Annotated in this window: 13 protein-coding genes; 3 read left to right on the top strand and 10 right to left on the bottom strand. The window is 67.8% G+C overall.

The window, feature by feature from the left end:
- Position 1 precedes the first annotated feature (1 nt).
- The 5 genes from AC57B5_RS11170 to yjgA all read right to left on the bottom strand — a co-directional run bounded on the left by AC57B5_RS11170 (position 2) and on the right by yjgA (position 6040).
- The gene (locus tag AC57B5_RS11170) at positions 2-1948 is read right to left on the bottom strand and encodes a MacB family efflux pump subunit (protein ID WP_043822875.1); all 1947 of its coding nucleotides are present in this window, start codon (positions 1946-1948) and stop codon (positions 2-4) included.
- Positions 1949-1950: 2 nt separating this feature from the next.
- Positions 1951-3132 carry an efflux RND transporter periplasmic adaptor subunit gene (locus tag AC57B5_RS11165; RefSeq protein ID WP_013803516.1) on the bottom strand — a complete coding sequence of 394 codons (1182 nt, stop codon included), beginning with the start codon at positions 3130-3132 and terminating at the stop codon, positions 1951-1953.
- A 213-nt stretch (positions 3133-3345) separates the two neighbouring features.
- The gene (locus AC57B5_RS11160) at positions 3346-4557 is read right to left on the bottom strand and encodes an ABC transporter substrate-binding protein (protein WP_012204238.1); all 1212 of its coding nucleotides are present in this window, start codon (positions 4555-4557) and stop codon (positions 3346-3348) included.
- Between the two features lie 207 nt (positions 4558-4764).
- Positions 4765-5370, bottom strand: a complete 606-nt coding sequence (mog, locus tag AC57B5_RS11155) for a molybdopterin adenylyltransferase (RefSeq protein WP_013803515.1) — start codon at positions 5368-5370, stop codon at positions 4765-4767.
- Entirely contained in the window at positions 5363-6040 is a 678-nt protein-coding gene (gene yjgA / locus AC57B5_RS11150) for a ribosome biogenesis factor YjgA (RefSeq protein WP_496399529.1), read from the bottom strand. The genes mog and yjgA overlap by 8 nt, the downstream gene beginning before the upstream one ends.
- Before the next feature lie 66 nt (positions 6041-6106).
- On the opposite strand from yjgA, the gene pmbA reads away from it, so the two are divergent.
- Positions 6107-7516 (top strand): metalloprotease PmbA, encoded by a 1410-nt coding sequence (pmbA, locus tag AC57B5_RS11145; RefSeq protein WP_496399528.1) that lies wholly within the window; start codon positions 6107-6109, stop codon positions 7514-7516.
- Between the two features lie 56 nt (positions 7517-7572).
- Here the strand turns inward: pmbA and AC57B5_RS11140 are convergent, their stop codons facing one another.
- From AC57B5_RS11140 to AC57B5_RS11125, 4 genes are read right to left on the bottom strand one after another with little or no spacing between them, the layout of a single operon-like run.
- Positions 7573-8412, bottom strand: a complete 840-nt coding sequence (locus AC57B5_RS11140) for a fumarylacetoacetate hydrolase family protein (protein WP_496399527.1) — start codon at positions 8410-8412, stop codon at positions 7573-7575.
- A gap of 47 nt (positions 8413-8459) precedes the next feature.
- Complete coding sequence (locus AC57B5_RS11135; protein WP_238002749.1) at positions 8460-9440, bottom strand: Bug family tripartite tricarboxylate transporter substrate binding protein; 981 nt, start codon at positions 9438-9440, stop codon at positions 8460-8462.
- Positions 9441-9472: 32 nt separating this feature from the next.
- Complete coding sequence (locus tag AC57B5_RS11130) at positions 9473-10654, bottom strand: CaiB/BaiF CoA transferase family protein (RefSeq protein WP_496399526.1); 1182 nt, start codon at positions 10652-10654, stop codon at positions 9473-9475.
- Entirely contained in the window at positions 10651-11496 is an 846-nt protein-coding gene (locus AC57B5_RS11125; RefSeq protein WP_486300893.1) for an HpcH/HpaI aldolase/citrate lyase family protein, read from the bottom strand. The genes AC57B5_RS11130 and AC57B5_RS11125 overlap by 4 nt, the downstream gene beginning before the upstream one ends.
- Positions 11497-11609: 113 nt before the next feature.
- On the opposite strand from AC57B5_RS11125, the gene AC57B5_RS11120 reads away from it, so the two are divergent.
- Together AC57B5_RS11120 and AC57B5_RS11115 are read left to right on the top strand one after the other, a co-directional pair.
- The gene (locus AC57B5_RS11120; protein WP_063326814.1) at positions 11610-12527 is read left to right on the top strand and encodes a LysR substrate-binding domain-containing protein; all 918 of its coding nucleotides are present in this window, start codon (positions 11610-11612) and stop codon (positions 12525-12527) included.
- Positions 12528-12718: 191 nt separating this feature from the next.
- On the top strand, positions 12719-14446 hold the full coding sequence (locus tag AC57B5_RS11115; RefSeq protein ID WP_496399525.1) for a methyl-accepting chemotaxis protein: 1728 nt from the start codon (positions 12719-12721) through the stop codon (positions 14444-14446).
- Between the two features lie 54 nt (positions 14447-14500).
- Here the strand turns inward: AC57B5_RS11115 and AC57B5_RS11110 are convergent, their stop codons facing one another.
- Positions 14501-17908, bottom strand: coding sequence for a mechanosensitive ion channel domain-containing protein (locus tag AC57B5_RS11110; protein WP_496400105.1), 3408 nt, complete (start codon positions 17906-17908; stop codon positions 14501-14503).
- Positions 17909-18029: the final 121 nt, after the last annotated feature.

Raw genomic sequence — 18029 nt, 5'->3', positions numbered from 1 at the left:
GTCAATCTCTGGAGAGGGCCTGGACGGGGTCCAGGCGCGCCGCGCTGCGCGCGGGCAGGAAGCCGAAGGTGATGCCTATGAGCGAGGAGCAGGCGACGGCCAGCACGATGGAGGCGGCCGAGAACGACAGCTGGAAGCTGGAGCCCGACAGGCTCACTGCCAGGCCCAGGCCCAGCGCCAGAGAGACACCCAGGATGCCGCCCACGATGCAGACCAGCACGGCTTCGATCAGGAACTGCTGAAGGATGTCCGACTGGCGCGCGCCGATGGCCATGCGCACGCCGATCTCGCGCGTGCGCTCGGTCACCGACACCAGCATGATGTTCATCACGCCGATGCCGCCCACCAGCAGCGCGATCATGGCGATGGCCGAGACCAGCAGCGTCAGCGTGGTGCTGGTGCGCGTGATGGCCTGGCGGATCTGGTCGGAGTTCCAGACGAAGAAGTCCTTGGTGCCGTGGCGTTCCGTGAGCAGGCTGGTGGCCGCCTTCAGCGCGATCTCGGCCGGCACCTCGTCCTTGATGCGCAGCGTGATGCTGTCCAGGTGGTACTTGCCGACCAGGCGCGTGGCGGCTGCCGTGTAGGGCACGAAGAAGGTGGGCGTGGAGCCGCCGAAGCTGTTTTGCGCGGGGCGCAGCACGCCCACGATCTCCACGGGCATCTCGCCCAGCATCACCACCTCGCCCAGCGGGCTGGGGTTGCCGGGAAAGAGCGCGGTGGCGGCCTTCTGGTCGATGACCGCGACCTGGGCGTGCAGGTCCACGTCGCGCTGGTCGAAGAACCGCCCTGACGCCAGGCGCAGGCCCTTCACGCGGAAATGCTCGAAACCCACGCCCGTCACCTGGGCCATGGCCGCGTTCTCGCGGTACAGCGCCGTGACGCTGACCGATACGTTGGGCGTGGCGCTGTCCACGTAGGGCTGCTCGGCCAGGGCCTGGGCATCGGCGGCGACCAGGGTCTCGATGGCGGCGGCGCGCGTGTCTCCGAAGTCCTTGCCGGGGAAGATGTCCAGCGTGTTCGTGCCCAGCTCGCTGATCTGGTTCATCACCTGCTGCTGCGCACCGCGCCCCAGCGCCACCACCGAGACCACGGCAGAGATGCCGATGATGATGCCCAGCATGGTCAGGAAGGTGCGCAGGCGGTGCGCGTTCATGGCCCGCAGCGCCATGCGCAGCGCTTCGCCGAAGCGGTCGCCGAACATGCGCCAGGAGGCGGCGCGCGGGGCGGCTGTGGCCTCCAACGGGGGCTTGCTTTCATGCGGGGCGCTGCGCCGGTCCGCGATGATGGCGCCGTCGCTGATCTCGATCACGCGCGAGGCGTGGGCCGCCACGGCCATGTCGTGCGTGACCAGGATGATGGTGTGGCCGTCGGCATGCAGCTCCTGCAGGATGCGCATGACCTGCTCGCCGCTGGCCTTGTCCAGCGCGCCCGTGGGCTCGTCGGCCAGGATGACGGCGCCGCCGTTCATCAGCGCGCGGGCAATGGACACGCGCTGCTGCTGCCCGCCCGACAGCTGGCCCGGCCGGTGCTGCATGCGGTCGGCCAGGCCCAGGCGTTCGAGCAGGGCGGCCGAGCGCGCATGGCGGTCCGTGGGCGCCGTGCCGGCGTAGACCGATGGCAGCTCCACATTGCCCTGGGCCGTGAGGTCGGCCAGCAGGTGGTAGCGCTGGAAGATGAAGCCGAAATGCTCGCGCCGCAGCGCGGCCAGCGCATCGGGGCCCAGCTCGCCGGTCTCGCGGCCGGCGATGCGGTAGCTGCCCGAGGTCGGATGGTCCAGGCAGCCGAGGATGTTCATCAGCGTGGACTTGCCGGAGCCCGAGGCGCCGACGATGGCCACCATCTCGCCGGCCTCGATGGTCAGGTCGATGTCCTTGAGCACGGCGACCGTGGTGTCACCCGCGGGGAACTCCCTGCGCAGTCCCCGCATTTGCAGCAATGGCTGGTCCATGCTCACATTCCCATGGGGTCGGCGGCGGGGGCGTTGTTCGGGCCCGCCTCGCCGATCACCACCTGCTCGCCGGCCTCCAGGCCCGACAGCACCTGGGCCTGGGCATTGGTGCGCAGGCCGATGCGCACCTTGCGCTCGGCGACCTTGCCTTCGCCGTCGCGCACGCGCACGGTGTAGCTGTCGTCCTCTGCCCGGCTGCCCAGTGCGGCGGCCGGCACCAGCACGGCCTTGTCGGCCTGGGCCACGCGCACGGTGACCTGGGCGGTCATGGAGGGGCGCAGCTTGCCGTCCGGGTTGGGCACGTCGAACTGGGCGTTGTAGTAGATGGCCTTGGCGGCGGGCGTGGCCGCAGCGGGCGAGGCGCCGCCGCCCGCGTCATTGACGATGGAGGTCGGTGCGGGCTCGATGCGCTCTATCTTCGCCATGTGTTTTTGGCGGTTGCTGCCCAGCGTGGTGAACCATGCGGTCTGGCCGAGCTGGATCTTGTCCACGTCGGCCTCGGCAATCTCGGCACGCACGGTCATCACGTCGAGCTTGGCCAGCATGACGATGGTGGGCGTGGTCTGGAAGGAGTTCAGTGTCTGGCCCTGCTTGGTGACCACGGCCACGATCACGCCGTCCATGGGCGCGACGATGCGGGTGTAGCCCAGGTTGATGCGCTCGGTCTCCACCTGGGTGCGTGCCTGCTCGATCTGGGCCTGCAGGGCGCCGACCTCGGCCTGGGCCGTGTCCAGCGCCGCCTTGGCGGCCTCATGGTCGGCGCGCGAGGTGGCGTCGGCCTGCAGCAGTTCCTGCTGGCGCTGGAAGGTGAGCCGGGCCTGGACGAGGGCCGCGCGCCGCGCGGCCAGTTGGGCCTGCAAGGCGGTGACGGACGCCTCGGCATTGCGCAGCTTGATGCGCTGCGGCTGGGCATCGACTTCGGCGATCAGGTCGCCGGCCTTGACCTGCTGGCCCAGTTCCACATGCAGGCGCTTGACCTGTCCGGAGACCTGGGCGCCCACGGCAACCAGCTCCTTGGCATGCAGCCGGCCCACGGCCAGCACGGTTTGCTCCAGGTTGCCCACGGTGACGGCGGCCGTCGCGTACCGGGTGGCGGGCTTGGCGCTGGCCTTCCACAGTGCGCCCCCGGCGATGATGCAGGCGCCCACCACGGCGCCAATGGTCCACTTGCGATTGAACTTCATTCTTCCCCTGCCGCGCGGTCGGCCGCAGGGGAAGAAGTTCCTGCCCGGCGCCGCGCCCAATGCTCGAACTTACCAGTCTGGCGCGGTTCGATGTCCCGGCATTGACCAAGGCATGGAGATTCAGTGGAGAAAAGCGAGGGGCGGGAGCAGCCGGGCTGCCCCTCCCAGCTCACCGCAAGTTCAGCGCCAGTTCAGCGCCAGTTCAGCGCCAGTTCAGCGCCAGTATTGGCACTTGCTCTCGGCCTTGGTGGTCCAGACCTGCTCGGCCGGCAGCTTCTTGACCAGCTTGTAGTAGTCCCAGGTGCCCTTGGATTCGGCGGGGGATTTCACTTCCATCAGGTACATGTCGTGCACGTAGCGGCCGTCCTCGCGCAGGTAGCCGCTGCCGAAGAAGTCATCCATCTTCATGCCGCGCCAGGTGGCCATGACCTTGTCGGCGTCCAGCGTGCCGGCCTTCTCCACGGCCTTGAGCCAGTTCATGGTGGCCGAGTAGTCGGCCGCCTGGATCTCGCTGGGGCGGCGCTGGGTCTTGGCCATGAAGGCATCGGCGAACTTGCGCGAGGCATCGTTCATGTCCCAGTACCAGCTGGTGGTGAACTGCATGCCCTGGGTGTTCTTCAGGCCCAGGCTGTGCACGTCGGTGAAGAACACCAGCAGGCCGGCCAGCTTCATGTCCTTGGTCACGCCGAACTCGCGCGCGGCCTTGATGGAGTTGATGGTGTCGCCACCCGCGTTGGCCAGGCCCAGGATCTGGGCCTTGGAGTTCTGTGCCTGCAGCATGAAGCTGGAGAAGTCGCTGGCGTTCAGCGGCGTCTTGACCGAGCCCAGCACCTTGCCGCCGCGCGCCTCGATGATCTTGGTGGTATCGGCCTCCAGCGCATGGCCGAAGGCATAGTCGGCGGTCACGAAGTACCAGCTCTTGCCGCCGGCCTCCACCACGGCCGCACCCGTGCCCTTGGCCAGGGCCACGGTGTCGAAGGCGTAGTGCACGGTGTAGGGGCTGCACTGCTCGTTGGTCAGCGCCGAGCTGCCCGCGCCGTTGTCGATGAAGACACGCTTTTTCTCCTGCGCCACCTTGGCCATGGACAGGGCCGTGGCCGAGTTCGTGCCGCCAAACACCAGGCTGATGCCCTGCGTGTCTATCCACTCGCGCGCCTTGCTGGCGGCAATGTCGGCCTTGTTCTGGTGGTCGGCCGTCAGCAGCTCGATGGGCTTGCCCAGCAGCTTGCCGCCGTAGTCGTCAATGGCCATCTGTATCGCCACGGCGCCGTTCTTGCCCTCGACATCGGCATAGAGACTGGACATGTCGGTGATGAAGCCGATCCGAACCTTGTCCTGCTGCGCCAGGGCCGGCGTTGCCAGTGCGGCGGCGCACAGTGCCAGGGCCAGCGGTGTCATCAGCGATGTCTTGGGGCGTTGCTGCATGAAGTCTCCTTGCTTTGGATGGAAAAAGCCCGCTGCTGTTGCGCAGGGGCCGGGGTGATTCCATGCTGGCAGGGACAGGGGCCTGCCGCATTGGGGCAAGCACGGGCTTGGTGGCCCCGGTGCGACAGTCAGGCCGTGCGGCCGCAAAAAAGGCAGCCCTGAGGCTGCCTTGTTGGATGCACCTGAGGGGCCTCCTGGCCCTGGACCTCAGTCAGCAGTGCGCGGCGCGCGCACGGCATTCTTGGGCCGGAACGCCTTGCACACGCTGTCATCCGTTTCCAGATAAGGCCCGCCGATCAGGTCCACGCAATATGGCACGGCCGCAAAGATGCCGTTGACCGTTTGCGTGCCATCAGGGTTTTGCAGGCCTTGCAGAGTCTCGGCAATCGCCTTGGGCTGGCCCGGCAGGTTGATGATCAGGCTCTTGCCACGGATCACCGCCACCTGGCGCGACAGAATCGCCGTGGGCACAAAGGCCAGGCTGATCTGGCGCATCTGCTCGCCAAAGCCCGGCATTTCCTTGTCGGCCACGGCCAGGGTGGCTTCGGGCGTGACATCGCGCAGAGCGGGGCCGGTGCCGCCCGTTGTCAGCACCAGGGAGCAGCCTGCATCGACCAGTTCGATCAGCGTGGCGCTGATGCCGGCCTGCTCGTCGGGGATCAGGCGCGGCTCGAACGTGATGGGGTTCCTGAGTGCGCGGGTGAGCCAGTCCTGCAGGGCCGGCAGGCCCTTGTCCTCATAGACGCCGCTGCTGGCACGGTCGCTGATCGAGACGATGCCGATGCGCACAGCGTCATGGACGGGTTCACTCATCGTCAGCTTCCTCGCCAGCGCCGTCACCGTCCTCGGCAGCCTCGCGGCCCGTGCCGCCCAACTGCTGGCGAACCAGCTGGAACAGGTCGCGGTAGGCGCGGCCCTTGCGCTGGGCCAGGCCGGTGGATTCCTGCACATTGGCCTCATGGGCGCCCGGCATGTCCTTGCGGACCTGGCGGATCAGGGCGCGCAGCTGCTGGGTGTCGGTGTCGGGGAAATGGTCCAGCCAGATAGACAGGGCCGATTCCTCGGCAATCAGGCGGTCGCGCCATTGCTCGGCGGCGTGCAGGGCCATCTTCTCGGCGGCCGAGCCGTTGTGCTGCTCGTCCAGCGCGGCGCGCACGGCGGCGATCTCGGTCTCGTCCAGCTTGCGCATGAGCTTGCCGACGAATTGCATCTGGCGGCGCTTGCCTTCGAAATTGGTGATGCGCTTGGCCTCGGCCAGGGCATCGGCCAGCTGGTCGGGCAATTGCAGGCGCTTGAACAGGTCGGAGCGCAGCGTCAGCAAATCCTTGCCGAGGTCCTGCAAGGCGTCGGACTCGCGCTTGAGATCCGTCTTGCTGGAGTCGGGGGTGCCTTTGAGTTCGGCCTTGAGCTGCAGGTCGAGTTCGCTGCCTTCGGCAACGAAGTGACCTTTGACGTAGTAGCCTTTTTTGGGTTTGCGTGACATGGGGTAGGGGACAAATGCAGTGGCGGCGCGGAGAGCGCTGCAGTGGCGGCTATCATAGCCGCCGCTATGAAAAAACCCCGTCCCCGCTCGGCAAGCACCGCCAAACCGCAGGCTGATTCCGGCTTCAGCTACAGCCAACCGTTTTTTGAAGACTTGGTGGACCGTGCCCTGGTCCACGCCAAGAAGCTCGGCGCCACCAACGCCGGGGCCGAGGCTTCCGAGGGCTGCGGCCTGAGCGTGAGCGTGCGCAAGGGGGCTTTGGAGACCGTGGAGCGCAACCGCGACAAGTCGCTGGGCGTGACCGTCTACCTGGGCAACCGCCGTGGCAACGCCAGCACCTCGGACTTCTCGGATGCCGCCATCCAGCAGACCGTGCAGGCCGCCTACGACATCGCACGCTTCACGGCCGAAGATCCCATGGCCGGCCTGCCCGATGCAGCCGACATCGCCCAGCCCGGCACCCACCGCGACCTGCAGCTGTTCCACCCCTGGGACCTCACCAGCGAGGCAGCGGCCGAACTGGCGCTGCAATGCGAGGAAGCCGCGCTGCGCACGCACAAGCGCATCACCAACAGCGAAGGCGCGGGCGTTTCGGCCCAGCAAAGCCATTTCTTCAGCGCCCACACCAATGGTTTCCGTGGCGGCTACGCCAGCTCGCGCCACAGCCTGTCGGTGGCGCCCATCGCCTCGCTGCCCGGGCGCAATGGCGAGATGCAGCGCGACGCCTGGTACAGCTCCATGCGCAACGCGGCCGACCTGGCCTCGCCCGAAGCCGTGGGCCGCTACGCCGCCCAGCGCGCCCTGAGCCGCCTGGGCAGCCGCAAGATCCCGACCACCGAATGCCCGGTGCTGTTCGAGTCCACGCTGGCCGCAGGCCTGCTGGGCAGCTTCGTGCAGGCCGTCAGCGGCGGCGCGCTGTACCGCCGCAGCACCTTCCTGCTCGACTCGCTGGGCAAGCCCGTCTTCCCCAAGCACATCGAAATCACGGAAGATCCCTTCATCCTCGGCGGCAAGGGCAGCTCGCCCTTCGACGAGGAAGGCGTGCGCGTGCAGGCCCGCAAGGTGGTGGATGCGGGCCGCGTCGAGGGCTACTTCCTGTCCAGCTACTCGGCCCGCAAGCTGGGCATGAAGACCACCGGCAATGCCGGCGGGTCGCACAACCTGGTCATGACCTCGCGCCGCACCAAGGCCGGCGACGACCTGCCCGCCATGCTCAAGAAGCTGGGCACGGGCCTGTTCGTGATCGAGCTCATGGGCCAGGGCGTGAACTACGTGACGGGCGACTACTCGCGCGGTGTTAGCGGCTTCTGGGTGGAGAACGGCGAAATCGCCTTCCCCGTGCATGAGATCACCATCGCCGGCAACCTCAAGGACATGCTCAAGGGCATCGAGGCCGTGGGCGCAGATGCCTACAACTACGGCGCCAAGACCGTGGGCTCGATCTTGATCAACCGGATGAAGGTGGCGGGCAGCTGAGCGCTGGTTCAGCTCAAAAAAAAAAGCGGCTTTTTGAAGCCGCTTTTTTTGTGGATCTACACCACTCGCTGCCTCTGCACGCCCAGCCCCTCGATCCCCAGCTCCATCACATCGCCAGCCTTCAGATAGCGCGGCGGCTTCATGCCCATCCCGACTCCCGGGGGCGTGCCGGTGATGATGAGGTCGCCGGGCTCCAGCGTCATCACGCGGCTGCAGTGGCTGATGAGTTCGGCGCAGCCAAAGATCATGGTGCGCGTGCTGCCGCTCTGGCGGCGCTCCCCGTTCACATCCAGCCATAGCTGCAGGGCCTGCGGATCGGACACTTCGTCGCGCGTGACCAGCCAGGGGCCGATGGGGCCGAAGCGGTCGAAGCCCTTGCCCTTGCTCCATTGGCCACCGCTGCGGTCGATCTGGTATTCGCGCTCGGACACATCGTTGGCAAGGCAGTAGCCGGCCACATGCTCCAGCGCATCGGCCACGGACACATTGCGCGCGCGCTCGCCGATGACGATGCCCAGTTCCACCTCCCAGTCCATGCGTGTGCTGCCTTCGGGCAGGGGGATGTCGTCGTCGGGGCCGCAGGCGCAGCTGGGCCATTTGGCGAAGAGGATGGGCTCCTTGGGAATGGGCATGCCGGCTTCCTCGGCATGGTCGCGGTAGTTCAGGCCGATGGCGACGAACTTGGACATGCCGCTCCAGGGCATGCCGATGCGCACCGGGCCTTGCACCAGGGGCAGCCTGGCAGGGTCGATGGCGGCCAGGGCCCGCAGCGCCTCGCGGCCCAGCAGGCGGGGCGTGTAGTCGTCCAACAGGGCGGAAAGGTCGCGGATCTGGCCTTCGGCATCCAGCAGGCCGGGCTTTTCCTGGCCCTCGGGGCCGAATCTCAGCAGTTTCATGGAGTCTCCTTGGAATGCTCTGGAATGACTTGAAATGGGCCGGCTGCTTAGTCCACCTGGATGCCTGCCTGCCGGATCAACTGGCTCCAGCGTGCCAGGTCGGCTGCCGTCTGCAGCCGCAGTTCTGCAGCCGTGGGGGCGTAGACGCTGGCGCCCATTTTGCGGAATTTCTCGCGCAGTCCGGGTGATGCCTGGGCCTTGTCCACGGCCTGGCGCATGCGCTGCACTTCCTGCGAGGGTGTGTCCTTGGGCGCGTACAGCGCAATCCACAGGTCGCCAACCAGGCCGGCAACGGTGTCGCGGGCCAGGGGCAGGTCGGGCAGGAACTCGCTGCGCTGGTCGGAGAACACGGCCAGGGCTTTGACGTCGCGGCTTTGCAGGTAGGGCATGGCCGAAGGCAGGGTGCTGATCAGCATCTGTATGCGCCCGGCCATCAGTTCGGTCATGGCCGGGGCCACGCCACGGAAGGGGACATGGGAGGCATCCACCTTTTCGGCGCGCTTGAGGAATTCCATGAGGATGTGCGAGTAGGTGCCGTTACCGGCAGAGCCGAAGAAGTACCTGCCCGGCTCCCTGCGCAGCAAGGCCAGCAGCTCGGGCAGGGTGGACGGCGCAAAGTCCTTGTTGACCAACAGCACATGGGGCACGCTGGCAATGCCGGCCACGGGCACGAAGTCGCGCAGCGTGTCGAAGCCCGGGTTGGCGAACAAGCCGGGGTTCATGGTGACGATGCTGGCCGATGTCAGCAGCCAGATGTTGCTGCCGGCTTCGGCGCGTGCCACGTAGGCTGCGCCGACATTGCCCCCGCCGCCGCCCCGGTTCTCGACCACCACGGGCCGGTCGAGTTCGCCGCGTAGCAGCGGCTCCATGACACGCGCCACGATGTCGTTGGAGCCGCCCGGCGCGGCCGGCACCACCAGGGTGACCAGTTGCGCAGGAGCCGCGTGGGCTGGCACAGAGAGCAGGGCGGCATGGCCCAGGGCTGCCGCCGTGGCGACCCTGGTGAGCAAAGTCCTGAGAAAGGCCATGGTATGTCTCCTTCGTTGTATGGGCAGAGGGTTCATTCGGTCGGGGCAGGGTGATCGCTCCAGGCGCCCGGTGGCACCAGGTGCTGGTGCTCGCCCAGCGCAGGGCCCAGGCTGCGGATGGACCCGGGTGTGCGCGACAGGCGCGGAAAGACGTTGTGCATGGGCAGGGGCTGGCCGTCGGCATCGGGGATGCGGGTGATGCAGGCCCTGGCGCGCACATGCTCGTCGGCCAGCAACTGCTCCACGTCAAGCACCGGCCCCACGGTCACCTCCCATTGGCCGAAGTGCAGCAGGTTGTCCTGCAGGCTGCGCTGTGCCACAAAGCCGGCGATCAGCGCGTCCAGCGCATCGACATGTCGCAGCCGTGCCGCGTTGGTGGCGAAGCGGGGATCGCTGCACAGGTCCTTGCGGCCCATGGCCTCGAAAATCCGTTCGGCCATGCGCTGGGTGGAGCCCGACATCACCAGCCAGCGCCCGTCTGCGCACTGGTAGGCATTGCGCGGTGCGGCGATGTCGGCACGGTTGCCCATGCGCCGTGGCCGCTGGCCGGTGCGCTGGAAGATGGCAGGGTCGGGGCCGAGCACGGCCAACATGGGTTCCAGCAGCGACAGGTCCACCACCTGGCCGCGGCCACCATTGGTTTCCACTTCGCGCAGTGCGAACATGGTGGCGCCCACGCCCGCCAGGCCCGCGATCATGTCGGCCAGGCCGAGGTTGGGCAGGGCGGGCGGCTTGTCGGGAAAGCCATTCTTCTGGGCAAAGCCCGAGAAGGCTTCGACCAGGGTGCCAAAGCCGGGCCGTTGCGCATAGGGACCGGTCTGGCCCCAGCCTGAGATGCGCACGATCACCAGGCGGGGATTGCGCTGCAGCAGGACATCGGGTCCCAGTCCGAACTTTTCCAGTGCGCCGTGGCGAAAGCTCTCCACCAGGACCTGTGCCGATTCGGCCAGCTGCAGAAGACTTTGCACATCGGCCCCGTCATGCAGGTCCAGGCAGATGCTTTTCTTGTTGCGCGCGTAGATCTGCCACCACAGCGGCTGGCCGTCGTTCTTCCAGTCGCGCAGGGTATCGCCGCTTGGCGCCTCGACCTTGATCACTTCGGCGCCGAAGTCGGCCAATTGCAGCGTGAGCATGTTGCCTGCAGCCAGGCGCGACAGGTCTAGCACGCGGATGCCGCGCAGGGGCAGGGCGCCTGTGTTGTCCGTGGCGTTCATGCGGCTTCCCCGGTGCTGCGCAGCAACTGGCGTGCGCGCTCTGCAATGGGTGCATCGACCATGCGGCCGTCAACGGCCGCGGCGCCCTGTCCCTGCGCCAGCGCCTGTTCATAGGCCAGCACGGTGTCGCGCGCCTGGCGCAGATCCTCTTGGCTGGCTCCGAAGGCTGCGTGCACGGCCGCCAACTGGGCCGGGTGGATGCAGGCGGCACCTTGCATGCCCAGTGCGCGGGAGATCCGGGCCAGTTCGCCGAACTGCGCAAGATCCGCATAGCCGCCGATGCTGCCTGCCAGCCCCACGGGATGCAGCCCGGCTGACACGGCTGCGATGACCACGGCCTGTGCCGGCATGGCAAGGGCCTGGGGTGTGGGCGCCACGCCCAATGCAGTGGCGAAGTCCTCGCCGCCAAAGGCCAGCGACACCAGCCGGGGCGAGGCCCGGGCAATGTCCTGCAGACGCATCAGCCCGGTGGGCGTCTCCACGATGGCCTGCAGCAGCACCGGCGGGCTTCCGTGGATATCGGCCAGGGCTGCGATGCGCTGCACATCGGCGGCAGATTCCACCTTGGGGATGACCAGGCCATCGCAACCAGCCTGCAAGGCGGCCTCGGTATCGGCCTGTGCCAATGCCCTGTCCGCGTTGATGCGCACCAGCACGGGGCACTGCCCGCGCAGGCTGGCGATGGCCGGTTGCAGCATGGCACGGGCCTGCTCCTTCTGCGCGGGGGCAATGGCGTCTTCCAGGTCCAGCACGAGGGCATCGGCACCGCGCCGCCCTGCGCTGGCCAGCATGCGTGCGGAGGTTGCAGGAACATATAGCAGGGATCGGGGGTGGAACGGCATGGGGCTTGGGTAGCGGAGTGGCGGTAAGCACAATGTAGGCAGCACCTCGCAGCGCATGGCTGAGGAATTCAGAACCGGCCTTCGTGCAAATCGAACCCCTCTTCGGACCTGACATGGAATTGCGCCAGCTCAGATACCTGATTGCCGTGATCGATGCCCAGAGCATCACCCGCGCCTGTGATGTGCTGCACGTGGTGCCATCCGCCGTGAGCCACCAGCTCAAGCTGCTAGAGCAGGAACTGCAAAGCACGCTGCTGGTGCGTGGCGCGCTGGGCGTGCAGCCCACGGCCACGGGCCGGCTGCTGTACGGCCAGGCACAGGCCATCCTGCGGCAGGTGGCCGATGCGCGGGCCTGCGTTCAGGTCGAGGAATCGCAGGTGGCCGGTTCTGTATCGGTGGCCATTGCGGGCAGCATCGCCCAGGTGCTGGCCGTTCCCCTGCTGGCCGCCTGCCGTGAGCGCTGGCCGGCCGTCATCCTGTCCATCCACGAAGGGCTGAGCGGCCATCTGGTGGAGGGCGTGCACAGCGGCCGCTTCGACATGGGGGTGCTCTATGCCTCGGAGGCCACGGCCAAGCTGGAGACGCGGCCCGTGGCACGCGAGCCTTTCTTCTTCGGCTGCGCCCGCGCCCTGGCACCCGAGGCGGATGGCAAGCCCATGTCGCTGCAGGATCTGGCACGGCATCCACTGCTGCTGCCCAGCCTGCCCAATGCCACGCGCGGTGCGCTGGACCGGGCCTTTGCGGCGCTGGACACCGGCTACCAGGTGGCAGGCGAGGTGAACTCCACTGCCACCCAGATCGGTGCGGTGCGCGCAGGGCTGGGCGCCAGTGTGCTGCCGTGGATCAGCCTGCGCATGCTGCGGCCACGGCGCTCCACGGTGATCCGCCCCCTCGACGTCGAGCACCTCTACCGCGACGTGCTCACGGCCACGAAGCCGCAGGCCGTCCGCAGCCGGGCCAGCGCCATGGTGCTGGCGCAGTTGGAGCACCTGCTGCGGGATATCTACGCGCCCCTGGCTTCCCATCGCTGATTGCAGACCGCTGGCAGCGCCATGCCTGCATGCCGGCAAGGCGCTGTCCTACTGGATGTGCAGGGTTTGGGAAGGCGACACGACTGATTCAAATTGTCAAATTTGTTCCTGAATGTGTTTCTTCCGTGCCAGCAGTCTGGCCGGTTTGCGTAGGTGGTTCGAGGGAGAGCGACGTGGGTTTTCTGAGGCGTATGAAGTTGGGAACCATGCTGGGCATGGGTTTTTTCGCGGTGATCGTGGTTTGCGTATGCGTGGCGGCCTTCGGCTGGATGAAGTTGCGTGACCAGGGCGAGCAGCTGCGCGTGCTGGCCGAGGACCGCATGGGCAATCTGGCCCGGCTGCAATCGCTCAAGGACAACGCCAATGCGTCGGCACGGGTGGTGCGCAATCTGGCGCTGATCACCGACCCGGCGCAGATGGCCGAGGAGAGCCGCCGGCTGGATGAGGTGGTTGCCAGGAACGGCCTGGTCATGAAGGAGTTGGACCAGCGCCTGCAGACCGAGCAGGCGCGCCGGCTCTTTGCCGACATACGTCAGGCGCGCCAGCCTTTCGTGGAGACCATGCGCCAGGCCGGTGACCTGGGCCTGGCCAACCAGGGCGATGCCGCCAGGGATCTGATCATGGGGCGCCTGCGCTCCTTGCAGACCACCTATTTCGATGCGGTCGAGGCACTGGTCGATTACCAGAAGGCACAGACGCAGGCCACGGTGGACGGCTCGCTGCGCCGCGTGGCCGAAGACGGCGTGGCCATGCTGGTGCTGACGCTGCTGGCCGCCGCGCTGGGCGGTCTGGTGGCCTGGATGATCACCAGGACGGTCAAGCAGCAGTTGGGCGGAGAGCCCTCCTATGCCGCCGGGGTGGCACGCCAGATCGCGCAGGGCGATTTGTCCGTGCGGGTGCAACTGGCGCCCGGCGACACCTCCAGCCTGCTGCGCGCCATGGAGGACATGCGGGCCGGCCTGGCGCGCGTGGTTGCCGATGTGCGGCAAAGCAGCGAATCCATTGCGACCGGCGCCAGCCAGATTGCCTCGGGCAATGCGGACCTGAGTCAGCGCACGGAAGAGCAGGCCAGCAACCTGGAGCAGACCGCCGCCTCCATGGAGGAGATGAACGCCACCGTCAAGCTCAATGCCGATACGGTGCGTACCGCCACCCAGCTGGCCGCTTCGTCGAGCCAGGCCGCCACCGGCGGCGGCAAGATCGTGGACCGCGTTGTCGCCACCATGGAGCAGATCACCGCGAGTTCCCGGAAGATCGAGGACATCATCGGCGTGATCGACTCCATTGCCTTCCAGACCAACATCCTGGCGCTCAATGCCGCCGTGGAGGCGGCGCGGGCCGGCGAGCAGGGGCGAGGCTTTGCCGTGGTGGCATCCGAAGTGCGCAGCCTGGCCCAGCGCAGCGCGGGGGCAGCCAAGGAGATCAAGGCCCTGATAGGCGAGAGCGTGTCCAAGGTGGACGAGGGATCGGGCCTGGTGAGCGAGACGGGTTCCGCGATGAAGGACATCGTCCAGCAGGCGCAGCGCGTTGCCGACCTGATCGGCGAAATAGGCGCGGCCACGGCCGAGCAGGCCGACGGTGTGGCGCAGGTGGGCGATGCCGTCGTACAGCTTGACCAGGTCACGCAGCAGAATGCGGCCCTGGTCGAGGAATCGGCGGCGGCTGCCGCAAGCTTGAACGCGCAGGCTGCCAGGCTGGTCGATCTGGTCAGTCTGTTCAAGCTGGACGGGGTGTCCTCGTCCGTCTCCCTGCCCGCGTCCTCACCGGCCCAGGCGCCAGCGCCGGCCGCCGCAGGCAGCAAGGGCGGCCAGCGGACGAGGGCCTCCGCAGCGGCACCCAGGGTTGCTGCAGCGCCTGCCAAGGTCACCCCGCTGCGCAATGCGGGCGAGCGTGTGGACGAGAACTGGGAAGTGTTCTGACCGCGAGCGCGGCAATGCCGCGCTGTGCGCGTGGAACCGGGGGACTTGCCGGCCTCATGCCGTCGGATGGGGTGGGGTCTGCCCAGGTGCATGCCCCGGCGCCTGCCCAGATGCCTGCCCAGGTGCCTGCCCCGGTGCATGGGCCGGCATGTTGCGCACATGCAGGTCCAGCTGCGGGAAGGCCACGGCAATGCCAGCGTCCTTGAGCCGGTCGTTGACGCGGCGGTTGAGGTCGTGGCGCACGGGCAGGCGGTCTTCGACCTTGCCCACGTAGGCGCGCAGCTCGAAGCGCTGGCCGTTGCCTTCCAGCGCCATGAACCAGCAGTTGGGCTCGGGTTCGCGCAGCACCTGGGGGTGTTCCCTGGCAATGCCCAGCAGCATGTCGCGCACTCGCTCGGGGTCATTGCCGTGGGCCACGGGCACGTCGATCACCAGGCGGGTCACGTCGTCGCTCAAGGTCCAGTTCGTCACCTGGCCCGTGATGAAGGTCTTGTTGGGGATGACGATTTCCTTGTTGTCGAAGTCCAGCACCGTGGTGGCCCGCGTGCGGATGCGCGTGACGGTGCCGGTGAGGGTGTCGATGGTGATGACATCGCCCACGCGGAAGGGCCGCTCCACCAGCAGGATCAGGCCCGAGACGAAGTTGGCGAAGATCTCCTGCAGGCCGAAGCCCAGACCCACGGTGAGCGCCGCCACCATCCACTGCAGCTGGCCCCAGCGCAGGCCCAGCAGCGTGAAGGCGCTGACCGTGCCCGCGATGGTGATGGCGTAGCGTGCCAGCGTGGCCAGGGTGTAGCGCGCGGAGCTGCTGATGCGGTTGGAGGCCGACAGCGTCACTTCCAGCAGGCCCGGCAGGTTGCGTGCAAAGCTGAAGGTGAGCAGCAGGATCATCACGCCCAGCAGCGCGTCCATCAGGCTCACGGGGGCGGCATGCGCGATGCCGTCGGCGCCGGTGTTGGTGGTGTACCAGAGCACCACGCCTTCCGAGCGCAGCAGCGCAGGCAGCACGGGCAGCCAGGCGTAGACCAGGGTCAGCACGACCAGCACCTGCTGCAGCAGGCCCAGCAGCCGGTGCGCCTGGGCGCCCACGGTGACCAGGGCCATCTGGGTGGCTTCGTCGGTGGGTGCTTTGCCGGTGTCCACGCCCGAGCCGCTCTGGGCCAGCCTGGCGGCTTCGCGCAGCCGGTTCAGCGCCAGGCGCCGTTCGCCCAGCAGCAGCCAGCGCCGCAGCAGGTTGACCACGACCTCGACCGCGCCCAGGAACACGAAGCTGGCCATCAGGGCCTGGATGAATTCGGTGGCCGTGTAGACATAGCCGAGCACGATGCCCACGGCCAGCGCGCTGAGCATGAGCATCAGCACCACGCTGACGATCTGGCCCCAGTGGATGCCGGGCCGCTTTTGCTGCATGACACGGCGAAAGTACAGCCAGGCCATCCAGGCCAGGCCCAGCGACAGCATGAGGATGGAGATGCGCCCCCAGGTGCTGATGGCGTGGTTGTCATGGCTGTAGAAGGCCAGGCCGCCCAGCAGTTCTGCAGGCACGATCAGCCAGGCGGCGCGGCGCACCATCTGGCGCAGCATCTGCACGCGAGCGGCCGGCCAGCCGAAGTGGGCCAGTGCCAGCCCGCCCGGGCAGAACAGGGCGTTGAGCAAGGTGGCCACGAAGATGAAATCGCTGAGCTGGACCAGGGTGGCGCCCAGCGGCTCCAGCGCCGTGCCCACGGTTTCCGGGCCTTGCAGCAGGCTGCCCAGCGCCGCGGCTGCAAAGCTCCAGGGCAAGGTGTAGAGCAGGCTCCAGCCCAGCGCGAGCAGGCTCAGCCCGAAGTTGTCGCGCATGAAGTCGCCCACGCGCACGGCGATGGACTGCAGCTGGCGCAGCGCATAGCGGCGCAGGCCCAGCAGCAGGGCCACGATCAGGCCGACGGCGCCAAAGGCCCAGGGATCGTTCCAAATGCTGGCGGCCAGGGCGCGCGCGGTTTTCCAGGGGGAGCTGCTGCCTTCGATGTCCTGCTCCAGCGCCTGCCACTCGCTGAGCCAGGTGCGGTCCATGGGGCGGTGGCTGGGGAACCACAGCAGTTCCTTGTCCAGCACCTGGCGCAGTTCGTTGCCGCTGCGCAGGGCGGCGCGCAGGGCTTCATCGGTCTGCTCCAGCACGGCAATGCGGCGCAGCAAAACGGGCTGCAATTGATCGGTGAGCGCCACCTGCCGGGCCAGCAGGGCGGTCTGCTGTGCCGAGGTGGAGGCATTGCTGGCAGTGGTGGCGCTGGCGGCAGGTTCAGGTGCCCCCACGCCGCCTGCATCCGCAGCGTCGGCCGGGGCCTGTGCCGCACTGTCCGCGCCGGGGTTCTGGCGCCATTTGCTGGAGTTGAACAGCATCAGCCGCAGCTCGGCCAGCTGGCGCTGCACGGCGCGGTGCCTGGACTGCAAGGTGTTGCCGGAGGACAGCTCCACGCGCTGCTGCCACAGCCACTGGCCCACGGCCGCACTGCCACCGCCCAGCCTCAGGCGTGCCTGGGTGTCGCGCAGCGTGGCGCTCAATTGGTCGCGGACATATTCGTCATTGGCCAGGGTCTTGCGCTCCTGCGCCAGTTCATTGGAGTTCTTGAGGATCTGCGCGGCCAGCGCCGCATTGCGCTGGGCCAGGTCGCGTATGGCGGGATCGGCGGCGGAAGCGTGCTGGGCGGCCAGCTCCATCTCCTGCACCTGCTGCTCCAGTTGCTGGCGGCTGCGCTCGGCAATGCGCTGGGTCAGCCAGGCGGCGCGCGGCATGCGCTCCAGCAGCTCGCGGCGCTGGGCCTGCAGCTGTGCGGCCAGCAGGCGCTGGCGGGCTTCGATGGTGGACTGCTCTTCCTGGCGCAGCGCCAGCTCCAGCAGGGCGCGGCGGTGCTCTGCGCTGCGCCGTGCCTGGCGGGCCTGGGTGAGGTCGGGGGCTTCGCCGGGCTCGGCGGTCACGGGCTCGGCGTTTTCCTGCGCGCGTTGTTGGAGGATGGACAGATCGATGCGTCCCGGGCCGGGCTGCGAGACCAGGTTGGCCTGGTCGGCCGCGGATTTTTCGATGCCCACCTTGAGTGCGGCGATGGCATCGCGTTCATCGGCCAGCAGGCGTTCCAGCACTTCCTGGCTGGCGTTGGCGGGAACGCGTTCCTTCCAGCGATCGAACAGGCTGCCCAGCTGCTCGTCGCTCAGCGGCGCGGGCAGGGCCGGCACGGGCGTGCGTGCCCTGGCGCGCAGGCGGTCCAGTTCCTGCGCCAGCGCATCGGCTTCCTTTGTGGCCGATGCGGCGGCATCCAGTTGGGCCTGAATGGCGTTGCTTCGTTCCTTGTCGGACGCGGAGCCACCGCCCAGCGTGCCCTGCAAGGCACCCAAAGGGCCTGCTGCCGGTGCGGCCTTGGCCAGGCCCGGTGCCAGCAGGGCGAGCAGCAGGCCGAGCACCAGGCACATGGCCCGCAGCAGGTGCATCGGCGTCACGGCAGCCAGTTTGCGCGATGGGCGACCGGCGGCAAGTAGGGGGTTGTCGGCAGGAGACATCGGTTCTGAATTCGGGCCTGTGCCGCTGTGTGAGTGCGGACTATCATTTGTC

Source organism: Delftia sp. BGA-UO-ETr-SB1 (genome assembly GCF_059567865.1).
This window is presented reverse-complemented; position numbering and strand designations above follow the sequence as displayed.